12 protein-coding genes, 1 tRNA gene, 1 pseudogene and 1 other annotated feature are annotated in these 15656 nt (G+C 61.8%); of the genes and pseudogenes, 5 read left to right on the forward strand and 9 right to left on the reverse strand.

Annotated elements, in window-relative coordinates:
• Positions 1–92: 92 nt before the first annotated feature.
• The 7 genes from glpK to HUS66_RS11615 all read right to left on the reverse strand — a co-directional run bounded on the left by glpK (position 93) and on the right by HUS66_RS11615 (position 7760).
• Complete coding sequence (gene glpK, locus HUS66_RS11585; protein ID WP_175071070.1) at positions 93–1601, reverse strand: glycerol kinase GlpK; 1509 nt, start codon at positions 1599–1601, stop codon at positions 93–95.
• A gap of 134 nt (positions 1602–1735) precedes the next feature.
• Entirely contained in the window at positions 1736–3463 is a 1728-nt protein-coding gene (locus HUS66_RS11590) for an ABC transporter substrate-binding protein (protein ID WP_175071071.1), read from the reverse strand.
• 55 nt (positions 3464–3518) lie between these two features.
• Positions 3519–3791, reverse strand: a complete 273-nt coding sequence (locus tag HUS66_RS11595) for a DUF2160 domain-containing protein (RefSeq protein ID WP_112054559.1) — start codon at positions 3789–3791, stop codon at positions 3519–3521.
• A 12-nt stretch (positions 3792–3803) separates the two neighbouring features.
• On the reverse strand, positions 3804–4697 hold the full coding sequence (locus HUS66_RS11600; RefSeq protein WP_175071072.1) for a carbohydrate ABC transporter permease: 894 nt from the start codon (positions 4695–4697) through the stop codon (positions 3804–3806).
• Position 4698: 1 nt separating this feature from the next.
• The gene (locus HUS66_RS11605) at positions 4699–5577 is read right to left on the reverse strand and encodes a carbohydrate ABC transporter permease (RefSeq protein WP_092522596.1); all 879 of its coding nucleotides are present in this window, start codon (positions 5575–5577) and stop codon (positions 4699–4701) included.
• A complete protein-coding gene (locus HUS66_RS11610; RefSeq protein WP_175071073.1) occupies positions 5570–6670 on the reverse strand; it encodes an ABC transporter ATP-binding protein in 1101 nt (366 codons plus the stop codon). The genes HUS66_RS11605 and HUS66_RS11610 overlap by 8 nt, the downstream gene beginning before the upstream one ends.
• Before the next feature lies 1 nt (position 6671).
• Positions 6672–7760, reverse strand: coding sequence for an ABC transporter ATP-binding protein (locus HUS66_RS11615; protein ID WP_175071074.1), 1089 nt, complete (start codon positions 7758–7760; stop codon positions 6672–6674).
• Here HUS66_RS11615 and HUS66_RS17665 point away from each other — a divergent pair.
• On the forward strand, positions 7759–7917 hold the full coding sequence (locus tag HUS66_RS17665; protein WP_217487997.1) for a hypothetical protein: 159 nt from the start codon (positions 7759–7761) through the stop codon (positions 7915–7917). The two genes, HUS66_RS11615 and HUS66_RS17665, sit on opposite strands and share 2 nt — an antisense overlap.
• A 382-nt stretch (positions 7918–8299) precedes the next feature.
• On the opposite strand, the gene HUS66_RS18020 is transcribed toward HUS66_RS17665, so the two are convergent.
• A complete protein-coding gene (locus HUS66_RS18020) occupies positions 8300–8656 on the reverse strand; it encodes a hypothetical protein (protein ID WP_175071075.1) in 357 nt (118 codons plus the stop codon).
• Positions 8657–8987: 331 nt separating this feature from the next.
• Between HUS66_RS18020 and HUS66_RS11625 the strand changes: the two genes are divergently transcribed.
• From HUS66_RS11625 to HUS66_RS11640, 4 genes and pseudogenes are all read left to right on the forward strand, one after another.
• Complete coding sequence (locus tag HUS66_RS11625) at positions 8988–10457, forward strand: dihydrolipoyl dehydrogenase (RefSeq protein WP_175071076.1); 1470 nt, start codon at positions 8988–8990, stop codon at positions 10455–10457.
• A 58-nt stretch (positions 10458–10515) separates the two neighbouring features.
• Positions 10516–10929, forward strand: a complete 414-nt coding sequence (locus HUS66_RS11630; RefSeq protein WP_175071077.1) for a CBS domain-containing protein — start codon at positions 10516–10518, stop codon at positions 10927–10929.
• A 349-nt stretch (positions 10930–11278) separates the two neighbouring features.
• Positions 11279–11352 (forward strand) — tRNA-Gly (locus tag HUS66_RS11635).
• Between the two features lie 184 nt (positions 11353–11536).
• Positions 11537–12730: pseudogene (locus HUS66_RS11640) on the forward strand (IS3 family transposase); the annotation flags it as partial.
• Positions 11815–11931, forward strand: a sequence feature (AL1L pseudoknot). Its footprint overlaps the pseudogene before it by 117 nt.
• A 77-nt stretch (positions 12731–12807) precedes the next feature.
• On the opposite strand, the gene HUS66_RS11645 reads toward HUS66_RS11640, so the two are convergent.
• On the reverse strand, positions 12808–15582 hold the full coding sequence (locus HUS66_RS11645; protein ID WP_175071078.1) for a cation-transporting P-type ATPase: 2775 nt from the start codon (positions 15580–15582) through the stop codon (positions 12808–12810).
• Between the last annotated feature and the right edge of the window lie 74 nt (positions 15583–15656).

The following is a 15656-nucleotide window of genomic DNA, read 5'->3' on the forward strand; positions in this document are numbered from 1 at the left end:
TGACGACGCCATTAGGACGCGATAAATACCAAGAAGCCTTTCCACGCCCCGCCCTTTTTGCGATACCGCGTCATAGCGAGCAAGGTACCGACCTAGTCCAGCGGTGTATCCCAGGCCTTGGAGAGCGCCACCGCCCGATGCCAGCGCCGATAAAGGGCGGCGCGCTCCGCCTCAGGCATGCCCGGCTGATAGCACTGGGCGAGCTGCCACTTGGCGTCGATTTCGGCGCGATCCTTCCAGAAGCCGGTCGCCAGCCCCGCGAGATAGGCAGCGCCCAGCGCCGTGGTCTCGGTGATCCTCGGCACCTTGACCGGCACACCCAGAGTGTCGGCCTGGAACTGCATCAGGAAGGTGTTCACCGCTCCGCCGCCGTCGGCCCGCAGCTCCTTGAGGGGGATGCCCGACTCATCGACCATGATCTCGACGATATCCCGCGTCTGGTAGGCAATGCTCTCGAGCACTGCTCGGGCGATGTGCGCCTTGGTCGTGCCCCGGGTGACGCCAAGCAGGGTGCCGCGGGCATAAGGATCCCAATGCGGCGCGCCTAGCCCGGTCAGGGCCGGCACGAAATAGACGTTGTCATTGCCTGACAGCGACAATGCCATGCGCTCGGTGTCCGCGGCATCGTCAATGATATTGAGTTCGTCACGTAGCCACTGCACCGCCGCGCCAGTGACGAAGATCGCCCCTTCCAGGGCATATTCCACCGGCTCGTCGCCGATGCGCCAGGCGATGGTCGAGAGCAGTCCGTGCTGGCTGGCCACCGGCTGGGCGCCGGTGTTCATCAGCAAGAAGCTGCCAGTGCCATAGGTGTTCTTGGCCATGCCCTCGCCGTGACAGGCCTCGCCGAACAGCGCCGCCTGCTGATCGCCGGCGATACCGGCCACCGGCACGCGAGCGCCGAAGAAGGCCGCGGGGTCGGTTTCACCGAAGATCTCGGCGGAGGATTTGACCTCGGGCAGAATGGCCGCCGGCACCTTGAGCAGGTCCAGCAGCTCTTCGTCCCATTCGAGGCGATGAATGTTGTACATCAGGGTCCGCGAGGCATTGGACACATCGGTTGCATGCACTCGCCCGCCGGTCAGCTTGTGGACCAGCCAACTGTCGATGGTGCCGAAGGCGAGCTCGCCGCGCTCGGCGCGCTCACGCAGGCCGCTGACGTTATCTAGCAGCCAGCGCACCTTGGTACCGGAAAAGTAGGGGTCGCAGACTAACCCCGTTTTGGCGCGGAAGGTGGCCTCGAGCCCCTCCTCGCGTAGCGTCTCGCAAATACCTGCCGCACGGCGGTCCTGCCAGACGATGGCGCGGTGAACCGGCTCACCGGTCTCGCGATCCCACAGCAGCGTGGTCTCGCGTTGATTGGCGATGCCGATGCCGACGACTTGATCGGGAAGAATATCGGCGCGATTGAGCGCCTCCTGGACGACCTGGTGCGTTACGCTCCAGATCATCTGTGCATCGTGCTCGACCCAGCCAGGCTTGGGATAGTACTGACGAAACTCCCGATAGGCCCTGCCCCGGGCAATGCCGTCATGGTCGAAGACCAGCACTGTCGAGCCCGTGGTGCCCTGGTCGATGGCCAGGATATAGCCCTTGTTCATGCAATCACCTCGGCACTACCTCGCCCCGCGAACGGGACGAGGCAGCGTCATGCCGGTTGACGATAGTCCGATAATCCATGGTCCGGTAGAAATTGGGCGGCCGTTTTGGCCAGCCGCCCTCCGGCGATCAAGCCTTACTGCTGCCAGGACTGGATCAGTTCGTCATAGGGAACGGTGGTGCCCTGAGGCATCTCGTTGTCGAGCTTGGCCTTGGGCGAGCCGGGCTGGCTCAGCCAGTAATCCGGGTCACGCTCTTCATTGAGCTTGGGCTCGAAGGTAGCGAACACCTTGGCGCGAGCCAGACGCGACATGATGTTGTCGAGGTCGCCTGCCAGGTTATCCAGGGCTTCCTTGGGAGAAATATCGCCGCTGACTGCGGGGGCCAGGTTCTGCCACCACAGCGGTGCCATGCGCGGATAGTCAGGCACGTTGGTGCTCGACGGGGTCCACTTGGCCTGTTCCGGGCTGCGATAGAACTCCACCAGACCGCCCAGCTTGGGCGCCATTTCGGTCATCTCCTCGGAGAAGATGTCTGAACGGCGAATCGGCGTCAGGCCGGCCATCAGCTTCTCGAGCGATACCGTCTTGGAGGTAGTGAACTGGGCGTACAGCCAGGCCGCAGTGCGACGGTCCTCGGGGGTGGAATCGAAGAAGGTCCAAGAACCCACATCCTGATAGCCAACCTTCATGCCTTCCTCCCAGTACGGGCCGGTCGGCGAAGGCGCCATGCGCCACTTCGGGTTGCCCTCGGCATCGGTGACCGGCACATCGGGGCTGGTCATGTCGGCGGTGAAGCCGGTGTACCAGAATATCTGCTGGGCGATCTGGCCCTGGGCAGGTACCGGGCCGGCTTCACCGAAGGTCATGCCCTGGGCTTCGGGCGGCGCATAGTCACGCAGCCAGTCGACCATCTTGGTGACGGCGAATATCGAGGCCGGCGAGTTGGTGGCACCGCCGCGGCTGACACTGGCGCCCACCGGGCGGCTATCCTCGTCGACGCGGATACCCCAGTCATCCACCGGATTACCGAAGGGCACGCCGGGGCTGCCCATACCGGCCATCGACAGCCAGGAGTCATGGAAACGCCAGCCAAGCGACGGATCACGACGCCCGTAGTCCATGTGGCCATAGATCTTTTGGCCGTCGAGCTCACCTACCTCATTGGTGAAGAACTCGGCGATATCCTGATAAGCGGTCCAGTTGGTCGGTACGCCCAGGTCATATCCATAGCGTTCGCGGAATTGCTTGCGCAGGTCCTCGCGCTGGAACCAGTCATAGCGGAACCAGTACAGGTTGGCGAACTGCTGGTCTGGCAACTGATAGATATCGCCATCCGGCCCAGTGGTGTACTGGATGCCGATGAAGTCATCCAGATCCAGGGTCGGCAGGGTGTAATCGGCCCATTCGTTCTGCATCGCTTTGGACAGGTTGATAGTGGTGCCATAGCGAATATGCGTGCCGATGGAGTCCGAGTCGTTGACGTAGCCATCGTAGATGTTGCGACCCGATTGCATCTGGGTCTGCATGTTGTTGACGACGTCACCCTCGCCAATGATGTTGTGGGTGAGCTCGATGCCAGTCAGCTCCGAAAAGGCCTTGGCCAGCACGTCGCGCTCGTAGACGTGGGTGGTCAAGCCCTCGGAAACCACGTTGATCTCCATGCCACGGAAGGGCTCGGCGGCTTTGGCGAACCACTCGAGCTCGGCGGCCTGCTGCTCGCGGCTCAGCGTCGAGTGTTGGAAGTTCTCGTCTATCAGGCGGTCGATGACGGCCTGAGTATCGTGATTGTCGGCGTGCGCTGAGCCGCTGGCCAGCATCACGCCAGCCGCCAGCACAGAGAGTCGCATTCTTGTCGGTATCATAATGACCTCTTCTTATTGAAGTGCTTACTTGAAGGAGTGGCTCCTTCCACCCAGATCACCCCCAACGGATCAGTACCAGCAACCACAGTACCGACCCCGCAAGGGCCCACCAGATGCTCAGGGGCGTGAAGCCCACTACCATCAAGTGCAGATAGGCAGCGGACAACAGCCCGATAAAGAGACGATCACCGCGCGTGGTCGAGATCGGCAGAAAGCCCTTGCGCTCGACCGTTGGCTGCACCACCTCCCAGACCGTCATGCCGGCGAGCATCGCCGCAATGACGGAAAAGAAGACAGTGGTCGGCAGCGTCCATACCATCCATTCCATGACGCGCCCTCCTCAGGTGCGGCCCAGGGCGAAGCCCTTGGCGATATGATTGCGAACGAAGTAGACCACCAGGATGCCCGGCACGATGGTCAGCAGACCGGCGGCGGCCAGCGTGCCCCAGTCGATACCGGAGGCCGTCGAGGTACTGGTCATCACCGAGGCAATCGGCTGCGCGCCGGTCGAGGTCAGGGTGCTGGCCAGCAGCAGCTCGACCCACGAGAACATGAACAGGAAGAACAGCGTCACGCCGATCCCCGAGCGAATCATCGGAATGAAGATCCGCACGAAGAAGCGCGGGAAGCTGTAGCCATCGATGAAGGCGGTCTCGTCGATTTCCTTGGGCACGCTGCTCATGAAGCCCTCGAGAATCCAGATCGCCAGGGGAATGTTGAACAGACAGTGCGCCAGCGCCACCGCGATATGGGTATCGAACAGCCCAACGGTGTAATAGAGCTGGAAGTACGGCAGCAGGAAGACGGCGGGCGGCGCCATCAGGTTGGTCAGCAGCCAGAAGAACAGGTGCTTGTCGCCAATGAAATGATAGCGACTGAACGCATAGGCCGCGGGCAAGGCCACCAGGATGCTGATCACCATGTTCATCACCACATAGGTGATCGAGTTCACATAGCCCATATACCAAGCCTCAGTGGTAAAGATCTTGGTGTAGTGCTCGAGAGTGAAATTATCCGGCCACAGGGTTAGGCCACCGAGAATCTCGGTGTTGGACTGGAACGACATGTTCATCAGCCAGTAGATCGGCAGCAGGACGAAGAGCAGATAGAGTCCCAGCAGAAGCTTGGGCCTCAGCCGGCCCGGCACGGCCCGCGCCTTGCGGCGGCGGCGCTTGTCTTCGACGGCTGCCCGCTGGCGTACTTCCGTGGGCGTCGTGGGCTTGGACTGACTCATCTTAGGCGCCCCCCTCTTTGTCTTTCTGCATGTTCATGATCGCGGTGTAGAACACCCAGCTGACCAGCAGGATGATCAGGAAGTAGATCAGCGAGAAGGCGGCGGAAGGGCCGAGGTCCTGCTGGCCGATCGCCATGGTGGTCAGCGACTGGCTGAGGAAGGTCGTCGAGCTTCCTGGTCCCCCACCAGTCAGCACGAAAGGCTCGGCGTAGATCATGAAAGAGTGCATGAAGCGCAGCAGCACCCCGATCACCAGCACGTTGGTCAACTTGGGCAGTTGGATGAAGCGGAACACTGCCCAGCGAGAGGCGCGATCGATGCGTGCCGCCTGATAGTAAGCTTCGGGAATCGAGCGCAGGCCGCTGTAGCACAAAAGCGCGATCAGCGGCGTCCAGTGCCAGACATCCATGATGATGATGGTGCCCCAGGCATCCACGGCGCTGCGGGTGATGTTGTACTCATAGCCCAGCTCGCGAAGCCCCCAGCCCATCAGGCCGATATCGCCGCGGGTAAAGATCTGCCAGATGCTGCCCACCACGTTCCAGGGGATTAGCAGCGGCAGCGTCACCAGGATCAGCACCGCCGAGGCCTGCCAGCCCTTCTTGGGCATCAATAGGGCAATGCCGATACCCAGCGGCACCTCGATGCACAGCACCGTCAGCGAGAAGGCGAACTGGCGCAGCAACGCCGACTGCAGGGCCGGATCGTTGAGCATCTGCACGAACCATTCCGTGCCCGTGAAGAAGCGGGTATTGGCGTCGAAAACGTCCTGCACCGAATAGTTGACGACGGTCATCAACGGAATGATCGCCGAGAAGGCCACCAGCGCCAGCATCGGCAGGATCAGCAGCCAGGCCTTGTTGTCGTAGACCTTATTCATGGTCGGTCTCCACACGGTATTCGTCGATATAGACGCCCAGGCGCGCCTGCGGGAAGCGGATATAAGCCTTGCCCTTGGGCGTGGCCTGATCCTCGTCGATACGCGCCTTGAGGGTCACGTCGCCAAGCGCCAGCGTCAGGATCGAATAGGTTCCCAGGTCCTGGGCGTTCACCACCTCGACCGCCAGCGAGTCTTCCTGGGCGGTCTCGAAGACTTCCACGAAGTCCGGGCGGATACCGAGGCGAATATTGTCCGAGGAACTGCGAGCGATGATGTCCCGCACCCTGGGAAAGACCGGCACGACCACCTCGCCGCAGCGAACCTGGTCATCCTTCACCGAGACGTCGAGCAGGTTCATGCCGGGGCTGCCGATGAAGTAGCCCACGAAGGTATGCGCCGGGCGCTCGTAAAGCTCACGAGGAGTGCCGAACTGCACCACCTGGCCCTCATACATGACCGCTATCTTGTCGGCGAAGGTCGAGGCTTCCAGCTGATCGTGAGTTACATAGACCATGGTGATATTGAAGCGCCGGTGGATCTCCTTGAGCTTGCGGCGAAGCTTCCACTTGAGCTGCGGATCGATCACGGTCAGCGGCTCGTCGAAGAGAATCGCCGAGACGTCTTCGCGCACCAGGCCGCGGCCCATGGAAACCTTCTGCTTTTCATCGGCGGTAAGGTTCTTGGCCTTGCGCTTGAGCTGGGGCGTCAGCTCAAGCACGTCAGCCACCTCGAGCACCTTCTCGCGGATCTGCGTTTCACTCATGCCGGTGTTACGCAGCGGAAAGGCCAGGTTGTCGAACACCGTCATGGTGTCGTAGACCACCGGAAACTGGAAAACCTGGGCGATATTGCGCTGCTCTGGGGGAAGCGAATTGACGCGTTCGCCGTCGAACAGCACTTCACCGCTGGAAGGCTCGAGCAGACCCGAGATGATGTTGAGCAAGGTCGACTTGCCACAGCCGGATGGCCCCAGCAAGGCATAGGCGCCGCCCTGGTGCCAGACATGATCCATCTCGCGGATCGCATAATCTTCCGGCCCGGACGGCGACGGCAGATAGGAATGGGCGAGTTGCCGCAGGGTAATTTCCGCCATCTTAGAGGCCTCCCAAATGCGCCGGAATATGCACCACGCCGCCCTGCCGATCGAAGGCATAGACCTTGTGCGTGGGCACGTAGAGAGTGACGCGGTCGTCAGGGTCGAACTCGTGAACGCCCTCCAGCAGTACCGTCATCTCGAAACGCTCATTATGTACGTGAAGGAAGGTTTCCGAGCCGCTGAGCTCGGCCAGGTCGACACGCATCTCGAGCGCAAGATCATCACGGGCCTGAGGACTCAGCGCGATATGTGAGGCGCGGATGCCGAACCGAAAATCCCCTTCGCCCAGCGAGCGGAGGTCGTCATTGAGGGGAAACTGAATGCCACCATCGAGGTGCACCTCGCGCCCGGTGACGCGGCCATCGACGATATTGATCGGCGGCTCCGAAAACATCTCGGCAGCAAGGATGTCCTGGGGACGGTGATATACCTCATCGGTGGGACCGTACTGCAGCAATCGACCTTGATGCAGCACGGCGGTATTGCCCCCCAGCGCCAGCGCCTCGCCGGGCTCGGTGGTAGCGTAAACCGCGATGCAGTGGCGCTCACTGAACAGGGTGCGCAGTTCGTCCCGCAGCTCTTCACGCAGCTTGTAATCCAGGTTGACCAGGGGCTCGTCGAAGAGAATGACATCGGCTTCCTTGACCAGCGCCCGCCCCATGGCAGTGCGCTGCTGCTGGCCACCGGACAGTTCCAGCGGAAAGCGGTCCAGCAGGTGATCGATGCGCAGCATCTCGGCGGTCTCGCGCACCCGGCGGTCGATATCGGCGCTGGCCACCTTGGCCAACCTGAGCGGTGAGGCGATGTTCTCGAAGACGCTCAGCGCCGGATAGTTGATGAACTGCTGGTACACCATCGACACATTGCGACGGCGCACCGACACACCCGTCACATCACGACCGTCCATCATGATGCGCCCACGGGTCGGGACTTCCAGCCCCGCCATCAGGCGCATCAGCGTTGTCTTGCCTGCCAGGGTGCGTCCTAGCAGCACGTTGAACGACCCTGGGGCCAACTCCATATTCACGCCATCGATATGGGTGGCGCCGTTGACCACGTGGTCGATGTTCTCAAGGATCAGGGACATGTCGTTCTCATGGGCAGCAGGGGTGAATCAGCGCGAGACGATCTGCAAACAGATGTCGCGCGACATGGCAGCGGAGAGAGCACTAACACTAGGCGAGCTCCTGTTTGTTGTTGTAGAAAGCGATTCAGGAGGACAAGAGCACATCAGCGCATCTTGATGTTCGCTTGCAAACATACGAACACTCAAAGATGTTCGTTTCAGTGCTCAGACTAGTCGAGAGGGGGTATGGCGGCAACGCAAACTGGCCGGCCCTGGCTTATACCTTGGTCTACAAGACCCTAAAAATCAGTAAAATGATCGAAAAATGCGAGAAAACCCGGAGGGCGGCTCAATATTTTCGTTTTCGATCATGAAAAGGAAGGCGAAGCGAACATTCGACGACACATACAGCGCCGTCGAGGCGTTGGTGGGGAACGATGGGGAACTTAACATCGGGGAAAGAAGGCGGAAGGCAGCGCCTGCTCGGCGGGTGAGAGAGGCTAGCCAGCCCCCCAGTAGTCAGTTGAATAACAGTGATCGACTGGGCTCGTAGAGTCTTGTCATGTTTTGCCCTTCTCGCCAGCGCTTGGCTCGTCAGCCTTGCCTTCACCGGCCTGCCCCTTGCTGACAGGACTCTCTTCGCCTTGATCGCCTGACGGTTTCGACTGACTGTCGCGCGCCCATGACTTGCCGCCGTGCGCCTTGGGATCGATTTTCTGCCCAAGCTCCTCGGCGCCCTCGGCCAAGGATTCATGATAACGAGACCAGTCTTCCCAGTCGTGGGGAGTGCCACTGCGCGGGCGATGCTGCCCTGCCTCGATCGCCCTGGACCAGGCCAACTCCTCAAGAGTGTTGGGTTTTTCCTCATCCTTGTCCAGATCGATGCCTTTCTTGGCAAGATATTGGCGAGCGTCCATAGGGTCTCTCCTCTAGGCTCTTGTCGATGTTACGACTCTCGCGGCCAGCGCCGACAAACCAGTCAGCGCTGGCCGGCCTGTGACTATTCTACTCTTCATGACTCAAGTCGGTGATGGGTGTTTCATCAGCGAAAACTATCGCCAAGTTCAAATCAATCAAATTCCTCTCTCACTGACGTATCGGGATACTCAAAGGCGTTTCGCGTCAGACAGCGGCGCATGAAGCCTGAGATATCGTCGATGTTGCCGATCCAGGTCGTGGCAAACACGGTCTAGGCCAAGCTTCAAGTACGCCGTCGTCCGCTCACTCACTCGGATATGGAAGCTGGATATGCAAGAACGTCAGGTTGATGTCGCCATCATCGGTGCCGGTACCGCCGGGCTTGGCGCCTACCGCGCCGCCAAGCAGCACACCGACTCTGTGGTCATGATCGAAGGAGGCCCATACGGTACTACATGCGCTCGGGTGGGCTGCATGCCCTCGAAACTCTTGATCGCCGCTGCCGAGGCCGCCCACCAAGCCGCTGACACCGACGCCTTCGGCATCCGCCTCAATGGCGAGATCACCGTCGATGGTGCGGCGGTAATGGAGCGCGTAAAACGCGAACGTGACCGCTTCGTCGGCTTTGTCCTCGACTCGGTCGGACGCATCCCCGCTGGCGACAAACTTACTGGCTATGCCCGCTTTGAAGGCCCCAATACCCTGGTCGTCGATGATCACACCCGCGTACACGCCAAGCGGGTAGTGATCGCCAGCGGCTCACGACCCAGCTACCCAAGCTTCTTCGAGGCGGCCGGCGATCGTCTGATCATCAACGACGACGTCTTCGAGTGGGATGATCTACCGGAGTCGGTTGCCGTATTCGGCCCCGGCGTCATCGGCCTCGAACTCGGCCAAGCATTGCATCGCCTCGGTGTGCGCCTGAGAGTGTTCGGCGTCGGCGGCGCCTTGGGCCCTCTGCAGGATGAGGCCGTACGTAACGTCGCGGACCGCACCTTCAACCAAGAGTTCTACGTCGATCCCGATGCTCAGGTCGAGGCCATCGAACGTGACGGCGACAGCGTGGTGGTGACCTTCCTCGAGCGCGACAGCGGCGAGCGGCTGACCGAGCGCTTCGACTACCTGCTGGCGGCGACTGGGCGTCGCCCCAACGTCGACCGGCTCTCGATCGAGAACGCCAACCTGACGCTCAACGATAAGGGCGTGCCCACCTACAACAGCTTTACCCTGCAGTGTCGCAATACCGATGGCGGCCCCAGTCATATCTTCATTGCCGGAGACGCCGACCAGGACCTGCCCCTGCTGCATGAAGCCAGCGACGAAGGACGCATCGCCGGCGACAACGCCGGACGCTACCCGGAAATGCGTGCCGGCCAGCGCCGCACACCGTTGGCGGTAGTGTTTAGCGATCCACAGATAGCAACGGTAGGCCTCAGCTATGCTGAACTCGAAAGGCGTTACGGCGGATGTGACTGCCTGGCCAGCGGCGAGGTGTCTTTCGAAGGCCAGGGCCGCTCGCGGGTGATGCGAGTCAACAAGGGACTGATGCGGGTTTATGCCGAACAGGGCAGCGGACTCTTTCTTGGCGCCGAGATCTTTGGCCCCCGCGCCGAGCACCTGGCGCACTTGCTGGCCTGGGCACAACAGCAGCGCATGACCGTCGCCCAGATGCTGGAGATGCCGTTCTATCACCCGGTCATCGAAGAAGGCCTGCGTACTGCCCTTCGTGACCTGAACGCCAACCTGCAGCTCGGTTCTCGGATCATCGAGCGCTGCATGGAATGTGGACCGGGCGACTGACCCAGCCCGGGGCCAAGTGACGCAACGGGTCACTACCGTTGAAGCGAGGAGACTGACGATGCCACAGACCGCTCCCAGTATCGTACGCGATATCATGTCCCGCGATTGCTACCGGGTGACCGGTAACACCTCGGTCACCCAACTGGTCAAAGGCCTTGCACTGCACAGGCTGCCAGGTGTTCCGGTCGTGGATGGCCGGGACCACCTGATCGGCTTCATCTCCGAGCAGGACGTGCTCGGCAAGTTGCTGCAGAGTGCCTACCTCAACGACGAGGCGCCACTGGTCAGGGAACTGATGCGCCATGAAGTCCTGTCGGTGACGCCTGCCAAGAGCATCACCGACCTTGCCCAGGAAATGCTCGGCACCAAGCCCAAGGTCTACCCGGTCGTGGAGCAGGAGCGCTTGGTGGGCATCGTCACCCGTCGTGACATCCTCAGCGCCATTCTGCAAATGCGCGGCGGGCCCCACTAGGCAGCAGCGGCCAGTACCGCTCCAAGCCACCCCAGCATCAACCCAGAGATCCCGGCCCGGCCTTTATTCAAGGCCGGGCCGCGCTCGTCACGCTTGCGCCTGGATGGCCGAGCGAGCCAATCAACCGTACAGGCAAAAAAAACGCCATGTGTAGACACATGGCGGTAAGGATCGGAACCTGAGTAGTTCACTCCTCGCAGCGACTGCTATCGCCAAGGAATTTGTACTCACCATCTGTGACCACGCCCTAGCGAAAACTATCCTTCCCCAGGAAAAAATTCTGAGGCTGGCATTTCACGGCCCGAGGCTAGACGCTGTCTAACACATTGGTTACAGTGCGTATCGGCTCGCGGGTGTAGCTCAATGGTAGAGCAGAAGCTTCCCAAGCTTAAGACGAGGGTTCGATTCCCTTCACCCGCTCCATAAGCCCGCCTCATCCTGTCCAGATTGCACTCCCCCTCCTCGCAATCATCTGTTTTTCTTAACGCTACCGATCTCGCCGGCTGATCAGCATGCGCAGCGCTGAAAGCTGTGTATGGCTTAACGCATGGAGAGAATGAACCGTACCGGGATTCCCGGAGGCTCCAAACCTTGAGAGGATGGAGCCATGAACACTTCCAAACGATATGCCCCTGAGGTCCGTCAACGGGCTGTCCGCATGGTCTTCGACCACGAGGCCGACCACCCCTCCCAATGGGCGGCCATCGGCGCCATTGCCCCCAAGATCGGCTGCACTCCGGAGACGTTGCGCAGCTGGGTCCGGCAGGCCGAGCGTGATGCGGGTCGTCGTGAAGGCACCACCACCTCCGAGCGTGAGCGGATCAAGGCACTGCAGCGCGAGAACCGGGAGTTGAAGCAGGCCAACGAGATTCTGCGCAAGGCATCCGCCTATTTTGCCCAGGCGGAGCTCGACCGCCGCGGCAAGTGATGATCGAGTTCATCGATGATCACCGGGAGTCGTACGGGGTCGAGCCGATCTGCCGTGTCCTGCCGATCGCCCCGTCGACGTACTACGAGCACAGGGCCCGAGAAACCCAGCCTGACCGCGCACCGCCCCGAGAGCAGCGTGATCGCTGGCTGAGTGCTGAAATCCAGCGCGTCTGGGACGAGAACTTCGGCGTTTACGGCATCCGCAAGGTCTGGCGCCAATTGCATCGCGAAGCGATCCCCGCTGCTCGCTGCACCGTCGAGCGCCTGATGCGCCGGCTGGGGCTGCGTGGCGTGGTAAGAGGCAAGTCGGTCGGTCCGTACGACCGTACCGGATCCCAACAAGGCCTCTCCGGCGAACCTGGTGCGGCGGCAGTTTCAACCGGCTCAGCCGAACGCATTGTGGGTGTCGGATTTCACGTATGTCGCGACCTGGCAGGGGTTTGTCTATGTCGCCTTTGTCATCGACGCCTTTGCCCGCCGGATCATCGGCTGGCGAGTCTCCCACACGCCCCGCACCTACATGGTGCTGGATGCGCTGGAACAGGCGCTTCATGAACGCCCACAGCGCTCTGGCGGCGAGCTGGTCCATCACAGCGATAGAGGTGTGCAGTACGTGTCGATCCGCTATACAGAGCGCTTGGAGGAAGCCGGCATCGCTCCGTCTGTCGGCAGTGTCGGCGACTCATATGACAACGCGCTGGCCGAGACGGTGATCGGGTTGTTCAAGACGGAGATGATCCGCCGAAATGGGCCATGGCGGCACCTGGAAGCTGTTGAGTTCGCTACCCTGGAGTGGGTCGACTGGTTCAATCATCGGCGGCTCTTGGAGCCGGTCGGCAACATGCCACCGGCCGAGCGAGAAGCACTGTTTATGGGCAACAGGGTCAGGCCAAGAAGGCGGCCTGACTCAAACCAACAGGTCTCCGAGAAAGCCGGGACGGTTCACCTTCAGTCGACACCTGAGCGCTTGCGCCGTCTGGCCCTGCGTCGCAGCCCGAGTTTCTCGAGTTCCAGTACGGCGAAAAGGCCGACACCGATCAGAAGAATCTCGACGCCGTGGACGAAATCCACCGGCCGGGTGTCGAAGAAGCGTTCCATGAAGGGGGCGTAGGTGAACATCAGCTGCAATACGGCCACCACGGCGACGGCGATAATGGCGGCGCGGGAGTTAAACATGCGTTCCCAGGTCAGGGAGGGGGTTCTCAGGAAGCGCACGCTGAACAGGTAGAAGATTTCCATCAGCACCAAAGTGTTAACGGCATAGGTGCGCGCCTCTTCCAGGCTCGCCCCCTCAGACAGGGCCAGCCGAAAGATCCCGAACACGCCAGCCGCCATCAGCAATGCCACCAAGGCGATGCGCCACAGCAGGAACCCGGAGATCATGGCTTCATCGGCTGCCCGTGGCGGCTGACGCATGGCTTCCGGCTCGGTGGCCTCGAAGGCCAGCGCCATGGCCAGCGCCACGGAACTGACCATGTTGACCCATAGGATCTGCACCGGGGTGATCGGCAGGGTGAGACCGAACAGGACTGCGACCAGGATGCTCATGGCCTCCCCGCCGTTGATCGGCAGCAGGAAGACGATCGCTTTTTTCAGATTGTCATAGACGGTGCGGCCCTGTTCCACGGCGCGCACGATGGAGGCGAAGTTGTCATCTGCGATGACCATCTCCGAGGCCTCCTTCGCCGCTTCGGTTCCCTTGCGGCCCATGGCGATGCCCACGTCGGCACGCTTCAGCGCGGGGGCATCGTTTACGCCGTCACCGGTCATGGCGACGATCGCCTGCTGCGCCTGCAAGAGGGTGACCAAGCGCAGCTTGTGCTCAGGGCTGACGCGGGCGTACACGTCGACGCCGCCGATGCGCCGGGCCAGTTCCTCGTCGTCCATGCTTTCCAGTTGCTGCCCGGTAATCACCTCATCGCTGTTGGAAAGATCAAGCTGGGCGGAGATGGCCCGGGCGGTGCCGGCATGGTCCCCGGTAATCATCTTGACCCGGATCCCCGCCTCCCGGCAGTCGGCGACGGCCCGGATGGCCTCTTCGCGTGGCGGATCGATCAAGCCGAGCAATCCGAGCAACACCAGGCCCGATGCCACGTCGGGGAAATCCACCTCCTGCGCATGGGATGGCATGGCCTTGCAGGCCACCGCCAGCACGCGCTGCCCTTGCGCCGCCAGGGCCTCGATGTCTTGTTCCCAAGCCTCGAGGTCCAGCGGTTGTTCGCCTTGCTCGTCCCACACGGCATGGCAGGCCCGCAACACCTGTTCCGGCGCGCCCTTAACGAAGACACACGCCTCACCCTCGTGGCCTTGATGCAGGGTGGCCATGAACTTGTGCTGGGCATCGAAGGGAATGAGATCGATACGGGGATTGCCGGCGCGTTCGTCATCGGCATCCAATCCCCCCTTCAGGGCAGCGGCGATCAATGCCCCCTCCATGGGGTCGCCATGCACCTGCCAGCCGTCCTCCACCTGTTCCAGGGTGGTATCATTGCAGAGCAGGCCCGCGCGCAGGATCCGCTGCAACCATGGGTGCCTGGCCGGGTCGAGGGTTGCCTCGTCACACAGGAAGTCGCCGCGCGGGAGGTAGCCATCGCCTTCCACCCGGCAGCGGCCCGCGGCAGAAACCAGGCTTCGGACCATCATCTCGTTGCGGGTCAGGGTGCCGGTCTTGTCAGAGCAGATCACGCTGACCGAACCGAGCGTTTCCACGACCGGCAGGCGGCGGATGATGGCATGGCGACCGGCCAAGCGCTGAACGCCGATAGCTAAGGTCACGGTGAGGATCGCCGGCAGGCCTTCGGGGATAGCCGCGACGGCTAGGCCCACCACCGTCATGAACATCTCGGCGGGGGCCATACCGCGCCAGAGGATGCCGAACAGGAAGATCAACAGGGCCACCGCCAGGACGGCACCCGTCAGCCAACGCGAGAAAGTCGCCATCTGACGCAACAGCGGCGTGGTGAGGGTCTCGACCTGCGACACCAGGTGGCTGATGCGGCCGATTTCGGTATCCGCCCCCGTGCCCACCACGATCCCGGCTCCCTGGCCATGGGTCACCAAGGTCCCGGAGTAGGCCATGCCGATGCGATCGCCGAGCACCGCAGTGACCGGTACCGGATCAATCGACTTTTCCTGGGCAACCGATTCGCCGGTCAGCGCCGCCTCCTCGATCTGCAGGCCCCGGGCGCGCCACAGTCGCAGGTCGGCCGGCACCCGGTCACCGGCCTGCATCAGCACGACGTCGCCGGGCACCAGCTCCTCTGCCGGCAGCGTGTACTGCCGCCCGCCGCGAATGACCATGGCCCGGACTGAGAGCATGTCGCGAATCGCGCGCAAAGCGTCCTCGGCCTTACCCTCTTGGACGAAGCCGATGACCGCGTTCAACAGCACCACCCCCAGAATCACGGCCATATCCACCCAGTGGCCAAGCAGAGCCGTGATCAGGGCCGCGCCAATCAGCACGTAGATAAGCAGATTGCGGAATTGGGCCAAGAAGCGCATCAACGAACTATGGGGCTGGGCCTCGGGCAAGCGGTTTAAGCCGAAGCGTTCGCGGCGTCGGGTCACCTCCGCCTCATCCAGCCCCGACCCCGGCGCGACCTCCCAATGTTGCGCTACGGCATCGGCCGGCCGTGTATGCCAGTCCAGCAAGGCCGAGCCCGCTCGATCCCTCGCCGACTTATCATCCAACGCTGGCTTTATATCCGTATCTCCCTTGTTCATCGCATCCTTGGCTTGCTCTTACGCGACCGACGCCTGCTGACAGTCGGCGCCATTGCCCCCGGCCTGGTCTCGCT

Source organism: Onishia taeanensis, assembly GCF_013349955.1.
Taxonomy (GTDB): Bacteria; Pseudomonadota; Gammaproteobacteria; order Pseudomonadales; family Halomonadaceae; genus Onishia; species Onishia taeanensis_B.

Bases quoted from the DNA above. Each gene is read 5' to 3' on its own strand.
- glpK (WP_175071070.1), bottom strand. From the start codon at position 1,601: ATGAACAAGGGCTATATCCTGGCCATCGACCAGGGCACCACGGGCTCG.
- HUS66_RS11590 (WP_175071071.1), bottom strand. From the start codon at position 3,463: ATGATACCGACAAGAATGCGACTCTCTGTGCTGGCGGCTGGCGTGATG.
- HUS66_RS11595 (WP_112054559.1), bottom strand. From the start codon at position 3,791: ATGGAATGGATGGTATGGACGCTGCCGACCACTGTCTTCTTTTCCGTC.
- HUS66_RS11600 (WP_175071072.1), bottom strand. From the start codon at position 4,697: ATGAGTCAGTCCAAGCCCACGACGCCCACGGAAGTACGCCAGCGGGCA.
- HUS66_RS11605 (WP_092522596.1), bottom strand. From the start codon at position 5,577: ATGAATAAGGTCTACGACAACAAGGCCTGGCTGCTGATCCTGCCGATG.
- HUS66_RS11610 (WP_175071073.1), bottom strand. From the start codon at position 6,670: ATGGCGGAAATTACCCTGCGGCAACTCGCCCATTCCTATCTGCCGTCG.
- HUS66_RS17665 (WP_217487997.1), top strand. From the start codon at position 7,759: ATGTCGTTCTCATGGGCAGCAGGGGTGAATCAGCGCGAGACGATCTGC.
- HUS66_RS11615 (WP_175071074.1), bottom strand. From the start codon at position 7,760: ATGTCCCTGATCCTTGAGAACATCGACCACGTGGTCAACGGCGCCACC.
- HUS66_RS18020 (WP_175071075.1), bottom strand. From the start codon at position 8,656: ATGGACGCTCGCCAATATCTTGCCAAGAAAGGCATCGATCTGGACAAG.
- HUS66_RS11625 (WP_175071076.1), top strand. From the start codon at position 8,988: ATGCAAGAACGTCAGGTTGATGTCGCCATCATCGGTGCCGGTACCGCC.
- HUS66_RS11630 (WP_175071077.1), top strand. From the start codon at position 10,516: ATGCCACAGACCGCTCCCAGTATCGTACGCGATATCATGTCCCGCGAT.
- HUS66_RS11645 (WP_175071078.1), bottom strand. From the start codon at position 15,582: ATGAACAAGGGAGATACGGATATAAAGCCAGCGTTGGATGATAAGTCG.